At 52.8% G+C, this 21,101-nt stretch carries 14 protein-coding genes; 8 read left to right on the top strand and 6 right to left on the bottom strand.

Annotated features, from left to right (window positions below):
• Window positions 1–155: 155 nt before the first annotated feature.
• On the top strand, window positions 156–596 hold the full coding sequence (locus J3P35_RS20010) for a hypothetical protein (RefSeq protein ID WP_210466514.1): 441 nt from the start codon (window positions 156–158) through the stop codon (window positions 594–596).
• 182 nt (window positions 597–778) lie between these two features.
• Here J3P35_RS20010 and J3P35_RS20005 read toward each other — a convergent pair whose 3' ends face one another.
• Window positions 779–1,588, bottom strand: coding sequence for an SDR family oxidoreductase (locus J3P35_RS20005; protein ID WP_210466513.1), 810 nt, complete (start codon window positions 1,586–1,588; stop codon window positions 779–781).
• Window positions 1,589–1,989: 401 nt separating this feature from the next.
• On the opposite strand from J3P35_RS20005, the gene nagB reads away from it, so the two are divergent.
• The 5 genes from nagB to J3P35_RS19980 all read left to right on the top strand — a co-directional run bounded on the left by nagB (window position 1,990) and on the right by J3P35_RS19980 (window position 8,318).
• Window positions 1,990–3,903, top strand: coding sequence for a glucosamine-6-phosphate deaminase (gene nagB / locus J3P35_RS20000; RefSeq protein WP_210466512.1), 1,914 nt, complete (start codon window positions 1,990–1,992; stop codon window positions 3,901–3,903).
• Window positions 3,904–3,975: 72 nt separating this feature from the next.
• Window positions 3,976–4,896: a nucleotidyltransferase family protein gene (locus J3P35_RS19995; RefSeq protein WP_210466511.1), complete on the top strand. Its 921-nt coding sequence runs from the start codon at window positions 3,976–3,978 to the stop codon at window positions 4,894–4,896.
• Between the two features lies 1 nt (window position 4,897).
• Entirely contained in the window at window positions 4,898–6,046 is a 1,149-nt protein-coding gene (locus J3P35_RS19990) for a phosphotransferase enzyme family protein (RefSeq protein ID WP_210466510.1), read from the top strand.
• 7 nt (window positions 6,047–6,053) lie between these two features.
• The gene (locus tag J3P35_RS19985; RefSeq protein WP_210466509.1) at window positions 6,054–6,698 is read left to right on the top strand and encodes a carbohydrate-binding family 9-like protein; all 645 of its coding nucleotides are present in this window, start codon (window positions 6,054–6,056) and stop codon (window positions 6,696–6,698) included.
• 183 nt (window positions 6,699–6,881) lie between these two features.
• A complete protein-coding gene (locus J3P35_RS19980; protein ID WP_210466508.1) occupies window positions 6,882–8,318 on the top strand; it encodes a Gfo/Idh/MocA family protein in 1,437 nt (478 codons plus the stop codon).
• Between the two features lie 481 nt (window positions 8,319–8,799).
• Here the strand turns inward: J3P35_RS19980 and J3P35_RS19975 are convergent, their stop codons facing one another.
• The 5 genes from J3P35_RS19975 to J3P35_RS19955 form a co-directional block, all read right to left on the bottom strand.
• Window positions 8,800–10,287 (bottom strand): DUF4832 domain-containing protein, encoded by a 1,488-nt coding sequence (locus J3P35_RS19975; protein ID WP_210466507.1) that lies wholly within the window; start codon window positions 10,285–10,287, stop codon window positions 8,800–8,802.
• A 196-nt stretch (window positions 10,288–10,483) separates the two neighbouring features.
• Complete coding sequence (locus J3P35_RS22135; protein ID WP_210466506.1) at window positions 10,484–11,353, bottom strand: PKD domain-containing protein; 870 nt, start codon at window positions 11,351–11,353, stop codon at window positions 10,484–10,486.
• A 39-nt stretch (window positions 11,354–11,392) separates the two neighbouring features.
• Complete coding sequence (locus J3P35_RS19965; protein WP_210466505.1) at window positions 11,393–12,766, bottom strand: DUF4832 domain-containing protein; 1,374 nt, start codon at window positions 12,764–12,766, stop codon at window positions 11,393–11,395.
• 132 nt (window positions 12,767–12,898) lie between these two features.
• The gene (locus J3P35_RS19960) at window positions 12,899–14,362 is read right to left on the bottom strand and encodes a RagB/SusD family nutrient uptake outer membrane protein (RefSeq protein WP_210466504.1); all 1,464 of its coding nucleotides are present in this window, start codon (window positions 14,360–14,362) and stop codon (window positions 12,899–12,901) included.
• Window positions 14,363–14,391: 29 nt separating this feature from the next.
• Window positions 14,392–17,547 (bottom strand): SusC/RagA family TonB-linked outer membrane protein, encoded by a 3,156-nt coding sequence (locus J3P35_RS19955; protein WP_210466503.1) that lies wholly within the window; start codon window positions 17,545–17,547, stop codon window positions 14,392–14,394.
• 852 nt (window positions 17,548–18,399) lie between these two features.
• Here J3P35_RS19955 and J3P35_RS19950 point away from each other — a divergent pair.
• Together J3P35_RS19950 and J3P35_RS19945 are read left to right on the top strand one after the other, a co-directional pair.
• Window positions 18,400–19,500, top strand: a complete 1,101-nt coding sequence (locus J3P35_RS19950; RefSeq protein ID WP_210466502.1) for an acyltransferase family protein — start codon at window positions 18,400–18,402, stop codon at window positions 19,498–19,500.
• Window positions 19,501–19,727: 227 nt separating this feature from the next.
• The gene (locus J3P35_RS19945) at window positions 19,728–20,798 is read left to right on the top strand and encodes a LacI family DNA-binding transcriptional regulator (RefSeq protein WP_210466801.1); all 1,071 of its coding nucleotides are present in this window, start codon (window positions 19,728–19,730) and stop codon (window positions 20,796–20,798) included.
• The last annotated feature ends 303 nt before the right edge of the window (window positions 20,799–21,101 follow it).

Raw genomic sequence — 21,101 nt, 5'->3', positions numbered from 1 at the left:
TACTTCTACGCTATTTTTAGCGGAAACCAAGGAAAATGCGTAGCAGAGTTTGCATTTACCAAACCCTTCCGCTAAATTCAATTACAGACAGACAACGACTTAGGTATGATTTTCAACCCAAGCGCCACTAAGTAGCGTTTAGTCCCCCTTGCGCCATGAAGATAGGATTCAGCAAACATATCAAGATCTCCTATCGGGCGGATATGCAAACGGTCATTATCCGTTGGCAGCAGCCTGTCACTTTCACTGAGTTCAAAATGAATTGCCTGGCCATTCTCTCCACGGCCAAAGAGCATGAGGCATGCTCCTGGCTGCTTGACTGCCGCTCCAAAGGCGACATGTCGCAGAAGGAAAGCGATTGGCTCAGTTTTGAGTTTTACCCCAAGGTATTGGAACAGGTCTCCTCCCACGTGTTGGTGGCCTGGCTTTTAGCCCCGCGCCAGATGCAGCGCCTGCAGGAAGGGGCCGCCTTGTCAGCGATCACCTCAGACTCCTCTGATGTTTGCCGGAAAGCCTTCCTCACCGAGAACGAGGCCGTGAAATGGCTGGAAGAATCAGTGGCCCAGATGGTGCACCGCAATCATCCCCGGCAGTAAGGATTTCCTCATTTAGGGGCGGTTTCTTGAAAATCTTACTCTTTCCCCAAGGAAATATGGATATTTCTGCCTGTGGCTGGGCTATACGTTTAAGCCTTCTCTAATAAGATGTGTCCAGGAGATTTCTGCGGGCAGAAGTCTCCTGGACACATCTTATTTCACCACTAATTCTGACTTTTTAATTAGTCGGCGAAAGAGGGATAGAGGGTCATGCCGCCGTCTACGTACAAGGTGGCGCCGGTGATGTAATCTGCCTCATCAGACACCAGCCAGGCCGCTACCCGCGCAATATCGTCCGGCTCGCCAATGCGGCCATATGGGATCTGTGAGAGCATTTTCTGTTCGCCTTCCTTGCTTTCCCATTCCTCTCGGTTAATATCGGTTTTAATGGCTCCCGGCGAGATGCTGTTCACTCTAATCTGTTGCGGTGCCAGTTCCTGAGCCAGTGTTTTCATCATCATGGCCACGCCCCCTTTAGAGGTAGCGTAATTCACGTGGCCCGCCCACGGGATAATGTCATGCACTGAGCTCACGAAGATGATTTTACCGGCTGCCTTGGAAACCTCTTTTCTGATGCCCTGAGCGATGAATTCACGGGCGGCGGCGCGGGCGCAGAGAAAAGGCCCCGTTAGGTTAGTGCCAATCACCTTGTGCCACTCCTCTATGGTCATTTCCACCAAGGCGGCGTCTTTCTGGATACCGGCATTGTTCACCAGGATATCTATGGTCCCGAAGGTGTCTTTAGCAGTCTTGAACATGGCTTCCACCTCCTGCTCCTGCGAGACATCGGCTTTCACCAGGATCGCTTTTCCTCCCACGGCGTCAATCTGGTCTTTGGTGGCCTGGGCACCTTCCTCGTCTGAGTGATAGTTCACCACCACGCTGGCGCCGTGCTGACCCAACCTGATGGCAATGCCCTGTCCAATTCCGGAACTGGCCCCGGTAACTATCGCAACCTGGTTCTGTAAACGATTCTGACTTGTTTCTTCCATAGCAGAGTTTTTGAGTTGTGCCTTATCAGATACTATGGCTTATGGGTAAATGTTGTCTTTGCTTGGATTACCGGAAAGGGAAGAGGCGGTAATAGAGGAAGTGCATCTTTTTTGACTTGGTTTGTCTAGGCGCGGAAGTTGTAAATTCCATGGCAGCATTTTATCCGGTTCTCAGCCTTGAAGAACAAAATCCAATGGCTTGCTTCAGATAAAAGTAGGTGTTCTGCTGTATATAAATGTAAGAAGCCGTGTTCGTGCACAAATGAAACTTTTTTAAGTGTGCTCGAACACATTTTTAACGGATTCCTTTGTTATTCTTGTTTTATGTTTCTATGTTTAGATAAGGAATCAACATTTCTGGTCTTTCCCCATTGGTTACGCTTTTCTAAATCTGCCCGTCTATGGAAACATTAACCTATTCTGCCACTGCCCTTGAGAAGCTTCCCGTCACCATCTTTGACACTCCTGAGGAGGGCTGCCGACGTATTGCCCACTCCATTGCCGCTAACATCAGGGAGAAACAGAAAACCGGGGAGAATGTAGTCCTGGGTTTGGCCACTGGTTCTTCGCCCATAGGAGTCTACCAGGAGTTGGTGCGCCTGCACAAAGACGAGAACCTGAGCTTCCGTAACGTAATCACCTTCAACCTGGATGAATACTACCCCATGCAGCCCGATGCCTTGCAGAGTTATGTGCATTTCATGCAGGAGCACTTGTTCAAACACGTAGATATCCTGCCGGAGAACGTGCACATCCCAGACGGCTCCCTGCCCATTGAAAAAGTGTCGGAGTTTTGCGCGGCCTACGAGCAGCTCATAGAAGAAGCGGGCGGCATAGATGTGCAGTTGCTGGGCATTGGCCGTACGGGGCATATTGGGTTCAATGAACCGGGCTCGGGCCTCACTTCCCATACTCGTCTGGTGAAACTGGATCCGCTTACCATCGTCGATGCCACCAAGGATTTCATCAAGGAGGAATTTGTGCCGCTGCGGGCCATTACCATGGGCGTGGGCACCATCATGAAAGCCCGCAAAATCATAATGATGGCCTGGGGCGAGGGCAAGGCGCCTATTGTGCGGCAGATGGTGGAAGGCAAGATCTCAGAGGAGGTACCGGCTTCTTTTCTGCAGCAGCATGAGCGCGTCACCGTAATCCTGGACCAATGGGCGGCCTCTGAGCTGTCCCGCATTAAAACGCCGTGGCTTGTGGGGCTGGTGGATTGGGATCAGAACCTCATGCGCCGGGCCGTGATCTGGTTAAGCCTGCAGGCCAAAAAACCGCTCCTGAAACTCACCGATGAAGATTACCGTCACTGGGGCCTCACCGATTTGCTGGTACGTGTAGGCTCGGCCTACAGCCTGAACATACAGGTGCATAACGCCATCCAGAATACCATCACCGGCTGGCCTGGCGGCAAACCCGGCTCAGACGACAGCCATCGGCCCGAGCGCGCTAACCCCTTCCCCAAAACGTCCCTCATCTTCAGCCCGCACCCAGATGATGACGTCATCTCCATGGGTGGCACCCTGCTGCGCCTCGCCGATCAGGGCCACAACGTGCACGTTGCCTACCAGACCTCGGGGAACATCGCCGTATTTGATGATGATGCGCACCGGTTCGCGGATTTCGCCCTGGGGCTCTCCAGAAAGCTGGGCATTGCTACGGCGGAGTTCCAAGGCCTGCATACTGAAGTAGAGGATTTCCTGGAGCAGAAGAAACTGGGTGCCGAGGATACAGAGATTGTGCAATGCATCAAAAGCCTCATCCGGCAAGGGGAGGCGCTGGCAGCGTGCCGCTTTTGCGGCGTAAAGAAAGAGAACGTGCATTTCATGAACCTGCCTTTCTATGAAACCGGCCAGGTAAAGAAAAAACCATTGGGCGAGGAAGACATCCAGGCGGTCGCCGATCTGCTAAGCAAAGTAAAGCCTCAGCAGATCTTCGCCGCCGGCGATCTGAGGGACCCGCACGGAACCCACCGGGTGTGCCTAGATGCCATTCTGGAAGCTATCAACCGCCTGAAACACGAACCCTGGATGCAGGACTGCTATGTGTGGCTGTACCGCGGCGCCTGGCAGGAGTGGGACATTGAGGACATTGAGATGGCGGTGCCCATCAGCCCCGAGGAGTTGCTCCGGAAACGCAAGGCCATCTTCAAGCACCAGTCGCAGAAAGACAGTCCGGTTTTCCCCGGCAACGACAAACGGGAATTCTGGCAACGCGCCGAGGACCGGAACCGTGCCACGGCCCGCATCTACGACCAACTGGGCTTAACCGAGTACGAGGCCATGGAGGCCTTCAAGCGCTACCACTTCTAAGTTGATACCAGAAGCAAATTCCGTTTAGAGGCCATTTTTTGAAAAACGACCTTAAACCCCACAAGGCTAGAGATGAACGATAAACCAACCTTGCTGGTCCTGGCGGCTGGCATGGCTACCCGCTACGGGAGCCTGAAACAACTGGAGGCTTTCGGCCCCAACGGCGAGACCATCATTGAGTACTCCATTTACGATGCCATCAAAGCCGGTTTCGGGAAGGTGGTGTTCATTATCCGGCAGTCCATTGAAAAGGAGTTCCGGGCCGCCATGCAGGATAAGTTCAGCCAGACCGTGGAAGTGGATTTCGTGCTGCAGGAACTGGACCTCCTGCCCGATGGCTTCACCGTGCCGGAGAACCGGGTGAAGCCCTGGGGAACGGCGCATGCCGTGTGGGTGGCGAGTTCTAAACTCACAGGGCCTTTCGCGGTCATCAACGGCGACGATTTTTACGGCTACGAGTCTTTCAGGATTATGGCCGATTTCCTGAAAACGGGCCAGAAATGCGGCCTGGTGGGGTATCTGCTGGCCAACACTCTGTCTGAGCACGGGGCGGTTTCCCGAGGCATCTGCGAGGTGGATGCGGGCGGCAACCTGATCAGCATCACGGAACAGACGCACATTGAACGGACGGCCAACGGTATCATGGCAATTACCCCTACCCAGGAGCAGGTTCCGCTGGCCCAAGACCAGATGGTTTCCATGAACCTGATGGGTTTTTCCCCTGACCTGCTGCCCTACTTTGAGCAATACCTGAAGGAATTCCTCCAGCAGAGTGCCCAGAACCCCAAAGCGGAGTTCTTCCTGCCTCTGGTGCTGGATAAATTGGTGAAAGACGGCGTCACCCGCGTGAAGCTTTTGCCCACCCCCGAGAAATGGTTCGGGGTGACGTACCCGGAGGACAAGCCGGTAGCCGTAGAGGCGCTTCGGGAGTTGGTGAGGGCAGGTGTGTACCCAGAGAATCTTTGGGCCAGGAATACAGAAACGATCAGATAAGATGACAAATTCAACAGCGCCGGCCGGACAATTGTCCCCCATACTCTCGCAATTCAGCATAAAAGGCGGTGTGGCGCAGGTGGTGCCGCATGGCTCCGGTCACATCCATGACACCTACCACGTCATGAACTCCCAGCCGGGCAGCCCAGATTACCTGCTGCAGCGCGTGAACCACCATGTCTTCAAGAACGTGCCCGCCCTCATGGACAATATCCAGGTGGTGACCACGCACCTGCGCCAAAAGCTAGAGAATACGCCGGGCGCACAGCCCCAGAAAGAGGTACTGACGCTTATCCCAACGGTCCACCAGAAATGGTTCTACCATGACGCGGAGGGCAACTACTGGCGCATGTATTATTTCCTGGATGAAACTCTGGGTTATGATATGGTGACTTCCCCAGCGCAGGCCTACGAAGGCGGCAAAGCCTTTGGGAAGTTCCAGGCCCTACTGGCCGATCTGCCCGTGGAACTCCTGCATGACACCATACCCGATTTCCATAACGTGGTGAACCGTCTGCGGCTGTTCAGGGAAACTGTGGCCGCCGATCCGGTAGGGAGGGTAGCGGAAGTGGAAGCGGAGATTGCGTTTGTAGAGGAGCGAGCCGAGGCCATGAGCACCATTTACCACATGGGCCAGCGGGGAGAACTGCCGCTGCGCATTACCCACAATGACACCAAGTTCAACAACGTGCTCCTGGACAAAGACGGCAAGGCGCAGTGCGTCATCGATCTGGATACCGTCATGCCCGGGTACGTGGCCTACGATTTTGGGGATGCTATCCGGACCACCGTCAACACCGCGCCCGAAGACGAGCCGCAATTGGAGAAGATTCAGGTGAACCTTGCCCTTTTTGAGGCCTTTGCCAAAGGCTTTCTGGAGGAGACTAGCAACGCCCTTTCTGACCATGAAATCGCCTCCCTCTTGCACGGGGTGCTGTTGCTGCCTTTCATCATGGGCTTGCGCTTCCTCACCGATTACATAGACGGCGACCATTATTACAAGATCCATTTCCCAGTGCATAACCTGCAGCGATGCCGGGCGCAGTTTCAGTTGGTGAAGCAAGTGGAGTCGCTGCAGTCGGCGCTGCAAGGCATTTTAGAGAAAGTAGTGCAGGAAACCCGCCTTGCCGAAGTCACCACCAAAGCCTGAAGCCCTTATGAAGCAATTAGACGTGCCGCTATTGTTCCGGTTAGACCGGGAATCTCCTTTGGAGGAAGTCTCAGAACAACTGGACCAGCTGGAGAAGCATGCCATTAATACTGCGCCCTGGCCCGATTACCCCTATAAACCATCGGTGTCTTTCGCGGTGGCCCATAGCAACGACTGCTTTTTTGTGAAGTTCTACGTGGAGGAGGACGCCATCAGGGCGGTGTTCCGCAAAACCAACGACCCCGTGTACCGCGACAGCTGCGTGGAGCTGTTCATCGCCTTCAATGACGAGAGAGCCTATTACAACTTGGAATTCAACAGCCTAGGTTCCTGCCTCATGGCCTATGGGGCCGGCAAGGAAAACCGCCGGTTCCTTTCCGAGGCCGTCATCAGGGAAATAAAACGCTACGCGCAGCTCTCAGTGGGAGAGCTGCCCAATGCTGCCGTGAAGTGGGAATTGACGCTGGTGATACCGGTGGAGGTTTTCTGCTTCCATGGGTTTACTTCTTTAAACGAGCAGACCTGTAAAGTGAACTTCTACAAGTGTGGCGATGACTTGCCCAAGCCCCATTACCTGACCTGGAACACCATTAAGGCTGCCTCGCCCAACTTCCACCTGCCCGAGTACTTCGGGGAACTGCAGTTTCTGTAGGCACCTATGGAGAAACTGGTCCTTGAGCAGGCGAGATGCTCACTCATTTTTAACCTGATTTTGAGTAAACAGCCCTAAGATCCTGAGGCCGCCCAAAACGGATTTAACCTTTCCTCGGGCGCCTTGGGTGCCCTGATTTTCTCTGAACGAAGCTTAGCTCTTTAACCCCATAAAGCAACATCTATGAGTAATGATAGGAGAGATTTCCTTAAGCTGGCTGGTTTGGCCGGCGTTGGCCTGGTGAGTTCCGGTTTCATCAGTGGCTGTGCTTCCACGGCCGGGGCACTTTCCCAGATCCAAAGCCAAGCTAAGAAACCCCATCGGCAGCTTTTCAATATGAGCGGGTACGCCGCGCCCAGAATGGACAAAGTGCGGGTGGGCTACATTGGGTTGGGCATGCGCGGACCGGCCTCGGTGGTACGCATGAACCACATTGAAGGCGTGGAGATCAATGCCCTCTGTGACATCCGTCCGGAGCGGATTTCCGCCGTTCAGAAGAAACTGGAAGGCTCCATCCACAAACCTGTGACCTATTCTGGCAAGGAAGATGCCTGGAAAGAACTGTGTAACCGCGACGATATTGATCTGGTATACATCGCCACGCCCTGGCACCTGCACACGCCCATGGCCGTTTACGCCATGGAACACGGCAAACACGTGGCTGTGGAAGTGCCCGCCGCTAAGACCCTAGAGGAGTGCTGGCAACTGGTGGAGACCTCTGAGCGCACAAAGAAACACTGCATGATGCTGGAGAACTGCTGCTATGACTTCTTCGAGATGCTCACCTTGAACATGGCCCGGCAGGGATTCTTCGGGGAGCTGGTACACGGCGAGGGCGCCTACATCCACAACCTCATTGATCTGAACTTCGCTAAAACCAGCGATACCGAGGAGGCTTATTATAACATGTGGCGCCTGAGGGAAAACGGCCGCAACGGCAGCCTTTACCCAACCCACGGCCTAGGTCCCATCTGTCAGGTCATGGATATAAATCGCGGCGACCAAATGGATTACCTCACTTCCGTGTCCTCCAATGATTTCAGCATGGGCCCTAAAGCGAAGGAGTTGGCCGCCAAAGATAGTTTCTTCCAGGAGTTCGCGAAGATGAATTTCCGGGGCAACATGAACACCACCACCATCAGGACCAAACGCGGCCGTACCATCATGATCCAGCACGATGTGTCCTCTATGCGCCCATACTCCCGCATCCATCTGGTGAGCGGCACCAAAGGCATCGCCCAGAAATGGCCTGACCCCGCCCGCATCGCTTCCAGCCACGAAGATTGGCTCTCCCCGGAACAGTTCAAGAAAGTGGAAGAACAGTACACACCTCCGCTCATCAAGAAACTGGGTGAGATGGCCAAAAAGATTGGCGGCCACGGCGGCATGGACTTCCTGATGGAATGGCGTTTAGTAGATTGCCTCCGCAACGGCCTGCCACTGGACCAAGATGTTTACGATGCCGCCCTTTGGAGCTCCGTCGCGCCGCTGAGCGAATGGTCCGTAGCCAACCGCTCCAACTCCATCGACGTGCCTGATTTCACCGTTGGCGCCTGGCAGAAAAACAAACCGGTGGAATTAACCCTGCAGGGTGGCGGAACCACGAATGTGAGAGCTTAGCAAATACCATCTGGTAAAAAATCCCAGTTCCGTTTCAAGGATGCTTTTAGAAAATCATCCTTGAAACGGAACTGGGATTTTTGTTGATCGTGAACTCTAAAATTGAAGAGTACTTTTCTATTCAGCCAACTGCGCCTACCATTGTGGATTCTCCCCTTGAGGGGAGCGGAGAGGGGTGTTTACACCTGCCGATCCATGCATTGTTGATCGTCTTTTGGTACTTCATTGGAGGGTATAAGGCTTGATTTTTACAGCGTGAATGCGTGCTCTCCTGCGTAAACACCCCTCTTTATCTCCCCTCAAGGGGAGAATCTGCTTTTAGCGGGCGCAGTTGGAAAGAGGGAAGCATTATTGCCATCGGAAGGTGTCAAGGATCACTTCCTGGGAATCTGAATCAACAAGCACTTATAAAACTACATAAAACGTTTGGGGCCTGTTTTGTGGAAAACAGGCCCCAAACGTTTTAGTTAAAAGGAGAAGGCTAATTCACCTTGATGGTGTGGTTCAAACGGTTGAAGCCGGTGGTCTCTTCCCAGACATCGTTGTTGGCGAGCCGGATGCTGTATTCCGGGCGTTTGGAGAGGCTTTCGTAGGAATCCGGGAAGTTGAGCAGCACGTCATACTCGCCTTTAGCTAAGGAAGCAGGAAGGGTCAGTTCCTGGGAGACAGTGACCTGGCCGGGAAACCATTTCCGGATTTCGGTGGTGAGGGGCAGAACATGCAGTTGACCGGACTTTTTGTTCCGGAGGACCAGTTGTACCGGGCGCGGGTTGTAAGGGGAGGCGAAGCCGGTGTTCTCCAGGTTCAACGCGATGGACAGGGCTTTCCCTTTCTTGACTTTCACGGGCAAGGTGGCTGATCTCAGGGTGAACCTATAGCCTAGCCGGCGTTTGATGTTGTCCATGCAGCCGCCGGTGACCCAGTCATTGTTCACCTGGTTGTTGTAGGAGCTGTTGAGGTAGCTGTAGTGCATGGCGGCCATTTCCTGCTCGGCGTGTCCGGCGGGGGCGCAGTCGTTCTGCGGGCTGAAGGCATTGTCGCAGGTTTCACCACCCACGGCTACGTACTTGCTCTCGGCCTCAAAGTATTTGCGCATGACTTCATTGGCCGGGCCCCGCTTGGTGGAAGAGTTGCCGTAGTCAGCAAAGGTGCCGTAATCGTCTTCACTGGCCAGGAAACAATCATTGTGCAGCCCTACGCGGGCGCGGTCCTCGTGGGTGAAGGCTTCCTGCTCAGAGGTGGGGCTAGAGGTTACCGGCGCTTGAGGGCCGTAGACAAACCGCTGCTTCATCTGGGGCGTTCTCACCTGCACCATCCGGTTTTTGGGCAATGCGTTTAGGAGGGCTTTGGTCACTTCATTGCGGTTGAGCCAGCTGCTGTCATTGATGACGCCTTGGCCGTTGTTGGAAGCGTCCCCGAAATAATCGGTGAAGTAGTTCTCGCCCCAGATGCCAATGAAACCCTGCTGCATGACGGCAATCACATCGGCGTTCTCCTGGAGAATGGGCTTTAGCTGCGAGATGTGTTGCAGGACGATGGGCTTGGAAGCATCGCCGTAGGGCGGACAAATCTTGTAGTCATCTTTGCAGTCGCCGGCTTTGGTGTCATTAGTGTAGGCAAACCGCAAAATCATTTTAAGGCCGGCTTTCCGGGTGGCGTCCATATCCCGTCGGATCAACTGCAGAAATTCTTCGCTGATGGGCTTGGTCTTGAAATCTGAGAGTAGGTAGCCGCGGTACAACAATGTTACTCTAGCCGAGTACTTGGCGCTGGGCGTGATGTTCTGATTGGCCGGCAAGTTTCTTAGTTTGGTCAGTTCCTCGGCAGATAAAGAGCCTGGCTTTCCACCGGAGGCCAGGTAAAAGCCCCGTTCCGGATTAGCGAAATCCTCGGTACTCTCTGTATAGGTAATTTTGGTCTGGGCCTGGCCGAAAGTCGCAATAAACAGCTGCGCGAGGAGAAGGCCCAAAATACAACTGGTTTTCCGGATAGGAAGGATCGTTTGTTTGTTTGGCATGAAGTAGGGGAGACTGGGTGGAACGGATAGAGGCGCTGAAACAGTAACTCAATTTTTTGTTCTGGTCCAATGGAAGCAAATAAGTGTTGAATTACTTCAAAGTGTTTGGGGCCTGTTTTCCGCAAAACAGGCCCCAAACACTGGAGGTCTACAGTTCTATGGTGGCGAACTTGGAGGTAGGCTGCTTGTTGTAAGGCAGGTTACCGATCTCGGCCCAGCCTGCGGTGCTCTCCACAATGGCGAAGTTGACGAATTTTTTCATGTTGCCCAGGCCTTCGCGCTTGACGGCGAACTCCAGTACTTTCTTGCCACCCACGGTTTTCATGGCCGAGAACTGCACGGCCTGGCCAAAGGAGGCTACTTCGTTCCAGGCCCAGTCATTGCCAGGCCCCACGTGGGCAAACATGCTGCCTGCCGACTCTGCCGGAGTGCCCGGATTGTAATTGCCTTCCAGAAGGAAATCGGCGCCGGAGCCGGCAGGATACATCCAGGATTTCAAGCCGGTTTCGGGGTTGTTGTCAGCATCAAGGTACAGGTCTATCACGGCCAGGTTGAAGTCCTGGGTGCCTTCCAGGTAGAAGTTCAGGGCGCCGGCGGAGGCGAAGGTTTTCACGGCCAGCAGCGTACCGCCGGTGCCTTCGTCATTGGTGTGGGTGTAGGGAACGTGCTCCCAATCGGTGAAATCGCCGTCTATTTTAATATTCGGCCCTAAAACGTACACCGAGTCCTGGAAGGTGCTGGTCTCGCCGTTGTTTTTAACGGTCAAAGTCACCAGGTAGTCGCCTTTCTTGCCGTAAACGTGCGTGGGGTTTGACTGGGTAGAGGTCTCACTGTCATCCCCGAAATCCCAGAGATATTCAGCGGCGTTCTGGGAGAAATCGGTGAAATTGACCACGAAACCATCGGTTACGTAGCTGAAGACGGCCTTGGTGCCGGAACCTTCATCGTCTTCCTCGCAGGAAAAGGTGGCCACCAGCAGGAAGCTTAAGCCAAAGAAAAGTAAGAGTTTGTTTTTCATGTCTCTGGAGCTTTAAGTAAGTTCTGTTCTGCGCAGGGGTTAGTTCCCTACTTTCAATTGGTGTTTCAAGCTATTCAGGCCGGAATCCGGAACCCAGACATCGGTATTGGCTAGTCTCACGCTGTATTCCGGACGGTCTTTCAGGGCATCCGCCTTATCCGTGATCTTGAGGAACAGGTCATAGTCGCCGGCCGGAATACCCGTCAGGCTCACATTTTGGTTCATCTTGTAGGTAGTGCCGGGTTTTACTTCGCGAAGGTCCACAGGCACCGGTACCTGATGAAGCGCGCCCGAGGCTTTGTTTATGAGCACCAGCCAGGTGTTCTTCTGGCTATAGAGCGGGGCGTATCCTTTGTTTGTGAGGTTAATTTCTAGTTTGTAGGCTTGGTTGGTGCCCACCTGGGCCGCCAAAGTGGCATCTACCAGGGCCAGCCGGTAACCCAGATTGCGCTGGAATTCATCAAAACAGCCCGAATTCCGCCACGCGTTGAGGGTGGGTTGGTAATAGTCCAGGTTCAGGTAAGTCCATTTCAGAAGCTGCATCTCGGTGCGGCCTTCGGTGCAGTTAGGGTTGTAGCCGGCCTGCGGAGGGCAGGTTTCGCCTCCGGTGGGCACGTACAAAGCCTCGTTGCTGATGTAGGTTTTCTCCGTCTGGATGTTGGTGTAGGTGCCGTAGTTTGTGCCACCAGACATAAAGCAGTCGTTGTGATGGCCCACCCGGGCAATCTTCTCAGTTGTGTAAGCCACCTCTTTGCTCAAAGGGTTGGTGGTCCCGAAGATCTGCTGTTTTTTGGCCGGGGTCCTTACTTGCACCATCAATGCGGTGGGCAGCACATCCAGTAACTTGAAGAGGACCTTTTTTTCGTTTTCGGTGGTGTTCAGGCCATTGGTGGAGTTGTGCCACTCGCCCCAGGGACCTATGAAACCCGCCTGTACAAACGCAATCACGTCTTTGTTGGCCTCAAACGCGGGTTTCAGCTGGTCCAGGTGCTGTTCAATGGTGGCCAATGGGGCATCTGTGCCGTTCATCTGGTCTGTGTAGGCAAACCGAAGCACGCACTTCAACCCGGCTTGCCTGATCAGGTTCATATCGGTTTGGATCAAAGAGAGCTGGGCTGGACTGAGCGGGGCGGCTTTGAACTTCTCCAGGTAATAGACCCTTTGGATGAGCGTGATGTGGTTGTTTCTGAGAGAACTGAGCGTGCTGGAGTTCAGCGGATTGCCTTCGGCGTAAACCGGGAACAGCCGCATGAAGCCCCGTTCTGGGTTGGAGAAAATCTCATTAGACAGGGCATAGGTGAGATTAGGCTTTACCTCGGGCTCCGGCCCCGGTTCCTCGCCGCTACCTGAGCAGGCGGAGATACAGGTGAGCAACAGGTTCAGGATGATGACGGTAAGCAGCTTTCCTTTCATTGGAGGCAATTCTCTCGGTTGAAACTTGTAGTGATGGTAGGTTACTTCTTACATGCGGTGGAGGATTTCCGGCAAAAGGAAACCCTGTTGGCGGGAGCAGCAACCAATTATTTGCCGCTCCCGCCGGAGCTATTAGAAGTAGCCAGGGTTCTGGATGAATTTCCCTTTTCCTTCGCTCACAGTTCTGAGAGAGAAGGGATAGAGAGCTTTGTTTTCATCTGTATAGGTTGAGCCTTTCACCTCCCGGGCCCGCTCCACGAACTTGCCGTGGCGGATAAGATCAGAGCGGTACTGGCCGTTTTCGCACCAGTATTCGTGGCTTCTCTCGGTAAGGATAAGATCATTGAAAGCGGCCAAGGAGCTGTAGTCGGCCAGGTTTTTGTCTTGCAGATCGGCTCTTCTCCGGATGACGTTCACCAGCTCCATGGCCTCAGCAGAAGGAGTTCCAGCGGCATTGGCCAGGGCCTCGGCTTTAGACAAGAGCACATCCGCGTAGCGGTAGACGATGATATCCACGGTAGTAAGGGCGGTGGTTCTGGCGTTGTCTGGGTTAATCTTCAGCGGGATAGGGCCCATGTTCATGACCGTACCTGGGTTGGCGCGGTTATAGGTGTTGCCATCGGTGCCGGTGTACTCGGAAATCAGCATGGTTTTACGCTCATCGCCTTCCTCAAAGGTGTCATAGAACCACCAGGTGCTCTGGATGGTGCCCCAGCCGCCTTTTACCGGGTAGTTGGAGGGCAGTACCATCAGTTGCCACTGGTTTTCGCTAGTGCCTTCGTAATCGCAGGGAATGGCCCAGATCACTTCCTTGCTGTTTTTGGCGCCTTCCAGATCCCACATGCTCTCGTAATCCTGAGTAAGGGTGTAGTAGCCGTAATTGATGATCTCATTGGATAACTCTACCACCTTGCTCCAGTTTTTCTCGTGCAGGTTCAGGCGTATTTGCACCATTTTTGCCAAACCCTTGCTAAAACGGCCGTACTCGGCTTGGGCCGGGTGGGGCAGGTCTTCGGCGGCGGCTACCAGGTCGGCTTCAATGAAGGCTACGGTTTCCTGGTGTGACAAACGGGCCAATGGGGTTTCTGTCAATGGGCTTTGCAGTACCTCCAGCGGCGCAATCACCAACGGACCGTACATGTCAAAAAGCTCGTAGGCCAACAAGCCCCTGGCAGCCCGGATTTCAGCAATCGCTTTTTTCTTCACCGACTCGCTCACCTGGGCCTTGCTGATCAGATCAATGGTCAAGGTCATCAGACTGATTTTGTTGTAGAAGAGATCGTAGAAGCGGGTAATACCTTCGTCGGTGGGTTTGTAGTTGTGGAGGGAGGCCAACATCTGCGAGCCGAAGTTTCCGTTGAGGATCTCAGTGGTGGCGTCGTTGATGAACATGATGCCGTTCTCTGAGGTGGTATGGATACCGTTGCCCCAGGAGCCCCGCAAGGGATAATAGCAGGCCATCACCATGGCTTCCACGTCAGCCTCAGACTGCGGGAAAATGCTGGGGTTTATCTCAGAATAATCAATGGACTCTAGATCATCTGTGCAACTGCCCAGCAGGAGGAGAAATGCAAGAGACAGGAATACTTTGCGCATGGTCTTATATGTTAAGTGATGCAGGTTCATTAGAAAGTCAGGTTGATACCGGTGGTGAAGGTTTTCACGTTAGGGTAAGCCGCGGTGTAGGCATCGGTCTCTGGGTCTACGCCGTCATAAGGCGTGATCACGAACAGGTTCTGCGCCGCCACGTGGATAGAGGCTCTGGAGAATACTTTTCCGGTCCATTTAGAGGGCAGGGTGTAGGCCAGCGATACGTTCTGTAACCGGATAAACCAGGCGTCTTGCAGGAAGAAATCACCTACGCCGTAAGGAGACCAGCCATAGAAAGAACTAGGTTGGGTAGTGGATGGATTCTCCGGAGTCCAACGGTTTTTCACGCTGCTCAAGGCGTTGTACCCGAAGGTGTAAACGCCGTCTGCGCTTACGCCATAGGTAGTGAAGTTAGGGTCGGCCATTTTGCGGCCGAACATGCCGTTGAAATCAAAGTTCAGGCTGAATCCTTTGTAGGTGAAGATGTTGGTCATGCCCACAATCAGGCTGGGGTCTGAGGTGCCGAGCAGCTTGGTGTCTGCATCGTCAATTCTGCCGTCTGGTGCCCCGGTGCGCAGGAAACGGCCGTTCTCATCCACCACCGGGTTGCCGTTGGCATCGCGCACATACCCGTCAATGTCCTTAATTTTGATCATGCCAGGCTTCAACTCCGGCTGGGAAGGCACCTCTTCGCCCACCTGCATGATGCCGTCTGATAACCGGGCGTAAATGGCTCGGATGGGGTCATCGGCGCTCTCATACACGGCAGGTTTCCAGTCTGGTGTTCTTTCTTTCCAGTTGTTTTTGAATTTGGAGAAGGTGAAGATAGATCTCCACTCAAAGTCATTGCGCTGAAAATTGCGGGTGCTCACGGTCAGTTCAAAGCCTTTGCTCTGCGTCTCGCCAACGTTAGCCATCACGGTGTTGATAGGATGGTAGGAGTTGATAGGTTTGGCGAAAAGCAGGTCTGAGATAACCCGGTTGTACACTTCCAGGGAACCGTCTATGCGGCCATTGAAGAGCGAGAAATCCAAGCCGAAGTTGGCCTCTGTGGTGGTTTCCCATTTCAGGTCTGGGTTCTCCAATCTGGAAAGGGATACCCCAATCAACTGGGCGTCTTCACCTGATAACCAGGCAGGGTAGGCGTAATACGCGGCAAAGGCGTTGCTGCCTATGGAGGCATTCCCGGTTTGGCCGTAGCTGGCTCTGAGTTTGAACTGCGAAACCACATTGGCCAGGCTGCCGAAGAAAGGCTCTTCGGCCACGTTCCAACCCACCGCTACCGATGGGAAGGTACCCCATTTGTTGTTCCGGGCAAACACGCTGGCCCCATCTGTCCTTACGGTTAGGGTAAGCAGGTAGCGGTCTTTTAACGTGTAGTTCAGTCTTCCAAAGTAAGAAGCCAAAACGTTTTCTGAGCGGGAAGAACCAACGGTTTTAGTGCTGGTTCCGGCACCCAGGTTATTCCAGAGGAAAGCGTCTGAGATGAAGTTGGTGTTGCCTACGTTGTTGTAATCATTGTAGAAGTTCTGCTGGGAAACCCCTGCCAGTAAGGTGATTCGGTGGTCTGTGGCAAAAGTTTTGGCGTAGGAAGCTGTGGCCTCCATCAAGTACTCGTTCTTGTCGATCTCGGCGATAGAAGCCCGCCCGAACTCAAGCGCGCCATGGATGGTGGTTTTGGGAAGGTAATTCCAGCGCTTGGTAAGGCCCCGGTCCATGCCGCCTTTTAACCGAATTGTAAGGTCTGGGATAGGGATGATGTCTACGAAGGAATTGAGCAACATGCGCTCAATGCGGCCCTCGTCTGAAATGGTGAGCAGAGAATAAGGGTTGGGCTGCAGAGCCAGGAGCGGGTTTATTGGGTAATTGCCGTTCTCGTCAATGGGTTTGATGTGAGGCCCCATCTGCATGGCCGCCCTGATGATTCCGGAGTTCTCGTATTGGTCGCCGCCCAACTGGCTGTTGTCATTGTTGATACGGCTGGCAGTCAGGTTCAGGCCAAACTTGATGTACTTGTTTACGTCCTGGTCTACGTTGGCTCTCACCGTGAAGCGCTCAATGCCTGAGTTCTTAATGACCCCGTTGTGCTTGTAGTAGTTGCCAGACAGCAGGAACCGGGTAGACTCTGTACCTCCGGTTAAGGAGAGGTTGTGCTGCTGGACTGATCCGTCACGGGTAACCAGACCTATCCAGTCGGTGCCTCTTCCTACATTGTTGATGGCGTTTTGGGTGTATAATCGGCGAAATGGCCCATTAACAGGATCTGCCTGCGCTTCTTCCAGGGTTCTGGTGCCGTAAGGGATCACGTTGTTGTCAAAGTTCCAGCGCTCCCAGGCGGCCTCATTACGCACCTGCATCCACTCGTTCAGGGGCAGCACCTCAAAAGGATTGTTGTATTGCTGAAGGGAAAAGGTGTTGGAGTACTGAACCTCGGCTTTGCCGGATTTTCCGCGTTTGGTGGTGATGAGGATAACCCCATTGGCTGCCCGGGCCCCATAGATTGAGGTGGCGCTGGCGTCTTTCAATACCTCCACCGACTCAATATCATTGGGGTTGAAGGAGTTCAGGATGCTTTGGGTACCGGCCTGGTAGCGTCCGCCGCTGCCAGGTTGCTGCAGGTCTGAGATAGGGAAACCGTCTACCACAATCAATGGGGCGTTACTGGCGTTGATGGAACCGGCTCCCCTGATGAGAATGTCCAATCCGCCGCCAGGCTGGGCACTGTTTTCCCGGATCATCAGACCAGCGGCCTTGCCTTTGAGCATGTGCCCGATGGAGGCGGCCCCGGAGTTCACCACCAGGTCCTCGGCTTTCACTGAGCTGATGGCACCCGTTAAATCCCTTTTCTTCTGGGTGCCGTAGCCTACCACCACTACCTCATCCAGGGCTTTGCGGTCCTGGGCCATCTGTATGTTCAGGGTGGATTGGTTTTGTACTGCTACTTCCTGCGAGAGAAGCCCTATGAAAGAGAAAACCAGCGTGGCTCCCTGGTCGGGTACTTGAATGCTGTAGGTACCGTTTGGGTCAGTGGTGGTACCGGTAGTGGTACCTTTTACCACTACGCTAACCCCGGCCAAGGCCTGGCCGTCTTCTTTGGCCGTTACGGTTCCTGTCACGGTCCGCCCCTGGGCCATTACCTGCAAAACAGGCAGCAGCATCAGGAACGTTAGCTTCAAAAATCTTTGTACCATTTTTTTCATGTAATTACATTTTATGGGTGAGATAGGATCAACTAAAAGAGCAATAAGGAATGGGTGGGGGTGATGGGCTGCGGAACCAGTGTTTGATACCAAGTCAATCAACCTGATCTGTTTCGGTTTTCAGGTTTGCGGGAAATGCAAAGGGGCGTAGGTACTTTCAAGTCCCGTGTTTTAACCCTGTTAAGGGTTTCCTGGGCTATGAAGAGAGAGACAAAGGTTTGTAGTTCGGTTCCATAAAGGCTTGCTGTTTGGTATAGGTCAGTTCTGTTATATGCGCAGGGAATAATTCAGATCAATGGTCAACCGCCGTTGAATGGCTGTTGATACCTGTCTCAGGAATCCAGTAAAGAAGCCGTGCCACCCATAGGGCTCAGCTTTGAAACCGTCTTTTCCATCTCCAAACCAGCCGTTCTGAAATTTGCTGCGCCATGGGTTTAAAGGAGAACACATGAACTGGGCAGCTACCTCTTATTTATGGAGATTTTCTTGTCTCGGTGTTTTAAACATAGCTACTATAATTTAGATAAGCAAGCCCTTTAAGGTAAAATGTGTACGAAAACGCAGAGTTTTATCATATATGTGCTCGTACACATGAAATAAAGGTAAAAAGCTTGCTTTGTAATTTTAATTTATCAATTTGATGTAAAATTGCCCAGAGGCAAGGAGGTTCAAGTAGGGTGAACTTGGCAGATACAGGTAATCCTTTTTGTTCATAAGCGTTCAGGCGCTTGGCTAGATGATGAGAGCGACCTTAAAGAATCATAAGGCAGGAGGAGGGCATTACTCTTTCATGATAACTAATTGAAGAATTATCACCAATAAGCGCTCGGAAAAGGCGGCCCTATGAAAACAAGCAACCGACTCCTCTCCCTGGACTTTATGCGTGGTGTAATCATGCTCTTGCTGGCTGCGGAAAGCACCTTATTATATGCGCGGCTCGCAGGGGTAACCACAGAAGGAGGAGTGGCCGGTGATTTGGTGCAGCAGTTCTTTCACGTACCCTGGCGCGGGCTCCATTTCTGGGACTTAGTACAACCGGCTTTCATGACCATTGCCGGTACCTCGTTGTACTTCTCCACTCAGAACCGGTTGCAGAAGGGCGATGCCCAGGCCACCATCACCGGCCATGTCTTAAAAAGAAGCCTTAAGCTGTTATTCTTTGGGGTGGTACTCCATTGCGTGTACGCGGGCAAATTGGTCTGGGAACTGTGGAATGTGCTCTCGCAATTATCGGTAACATTGCTGGTGGCCTATTTCCTCCTGCCCTTTAAAGCCCGGACCCAATTTTTGGTGTCTCTATTATGTATAGGCCTCACCGAGGTACTGTACCGCTATGCCAACATTCTGGGGTTTGACCAGCCTTTTACCCCAGACAAGAATTTCGGGTCCTGGATGGACCTGCAGTTGATGGGAAAACTGAACAGCGACCACTGGATTGCCATGAACTTCCTGCCCTCGGCAGCCCATACCATCTGGGGCGCCTTGGCAGGGCAAGTGCTGGCTTCCAACAGAACAGCGCAGGCTAAACTCAGAGTTTTTCTGGTGGCGGGGTTCATTGGAGTTGCCGTGGGGCATTTGCTGGATATAGCCGGGGTAGATCCTATTATAAAGAGAACCTGCACCGCTTCTTTTATCCTGGCTTCTGGTGGCTGGGTGTTCCTGATCCTGGCTTTCTGCTATTGGTTTATTGACGTGAAGAGAACCGGCCCCTGGGTTCTGTTTTTCACGCTGGTGGGCATGAATCCCATCTTCATCTATCTGTTTTTTGAAACCGTGGGCTTACAGTGGCTCAACAGTACCGTAGCTATCTTCACCAACGGACTTACTGATTGGATTCAAATACCTGCAGGTTTCCAGGCTGTTCTTGCGTCTTTGGTGACGTTAGCCTGTGAATGGGCCATCTGTTACTGGCTATACCAAAGGCGCATCTTCTTCAGGCTGTAAAAAAGTAATGAATGGACCGCAACTGGTTTACCGAAGCCGTGGGTGTCTAGATAAAGGAAGCGAGTCAGTGGTTATTAGTATATTTGGCCGAACGGGGGTATTTCAAGGTATTAGAAAGTAAGGTTTTCTGCTTGTTACACTCTTATGCATGCTTCTTTAAGGCTGTATAAACATTTGAATCAAAGCAAATCGAAGTAATTTATTCCAGGCTACCAGATTTTGGATTGATGGTAAAGAAAGGCATTGTACGGATCAAGGATATTGCGGAGAAAGCGGGAGTTTCTACCGGCACGGTAGACCGGGTGCTGCATGACAGGGGGCGGGTGGCCGAGGAGGTGCGCCAGAAAGTGCTGGAGATTGCGCAGGAACTCAATTACCAACCCAATATGCTGGCTCGTACCCTGGTAAACAACCGTGTGTACGAGATAGCGGCGCTCATCCCTGATCCGGCGCAGGATATCTACTGGCAAGCACCCAAAATTGGCATTGAGAAAGCCCAAAATGAATTGGCGCAATTTGGTGTGCGGGTAACACAATTCATCTTTGATCCTTATGATGCCGGGTCCTTCAAGGAGAGGGCAGGGGAAGTGGTAGCTATGGGACCCGATGCCATTCTGGTGGCGCCTATTTTCTACCGCGAGTCCCTGACGTTCTTCAAAAAATGGAAAGCCCTGGAAATTCCGTTTGCGTTGTTCAATACCCACATCCCCGACTATGAACCGCTCATCTACATTGGGCAGGACTCGTACCAGAGCGGGTATCTGGCCGCGAAGCTGCTGCACTACGGCCATCCGCAGGGCGCCACTTTTTTGGTGGCCCATATTGACGTGGACCTGTCCAACTCCTCGCACCTGGTAAACAAAGAGCAGGGGTTTTTCGATTATTTTAGCCAAATCAGCCCAAAAACGCCGTACTCCCTGTTACACGCTGATCTGCACAACTCCTCCTCGGCGGCCTTCCATGAGCAGCTGGATAAATTGTTGCAGGATAATCCCGGGATCAGGGGCATCTTCGTGACCAATTCCAAAGCGCATACCGTGGCCAACTACCTACAGATGCGGAGCATCACCCATATTAAGCTGGTGGGCTATGACCTCATGGAGCGGAACCTGCATTTCCTGAACAAAGGCCTCATTGAGTTCCTCATAAACCAGAACCCCAAAGGCCAGGGCTACTGGGGCATCTACGGACTCGCCGACCAGCTGGTGTTCAAGAAAAAAGTGAACCCCATCAAGTACCTGCCCCTGGACATCATCACCAAAGAGAACCTACACTATTATATAGAGGCAGATCTATAACCTCTCCGTTTGTAGGTACTGCTGATTTCTGTTTCGGGCCTGTTTCTCTTAAAACAGGCCCGAAATACCCGTTTCCCCTTCAGCCTTTCGCATCATTTTCCCTCTTTTTGTAATTTCTTTTTACTGGATGAATTGGCGTAGATTCTTGCCTTCAAAGCTTGAATAAGGGCAAGGTATGAAATGCATTCTCCAAAAAAGAAGAAAGAACCTCTGAAATCTAGATAGAATTTTCTCATTAAGGAAAATTTGAATATTACTGTTCTTCTTTGCGGAAAATGCCGGTCTTTGTTTCTTGGGCTGTGA

Source organism: Rufibacter roseolus, assembly GCF_017916365.1.
Lineage (GTDB): Bacteria > Bacteroidota > Bacteroidia > Cytophagales > Hymenobacteraceae > Nibribacter > Nibribacter roseolus.
The sequence above is the reverse complement of the archived record's forward strand: the minus strand, read 5'-3'. Positions and strand labels throughout refer to the sequence as shown.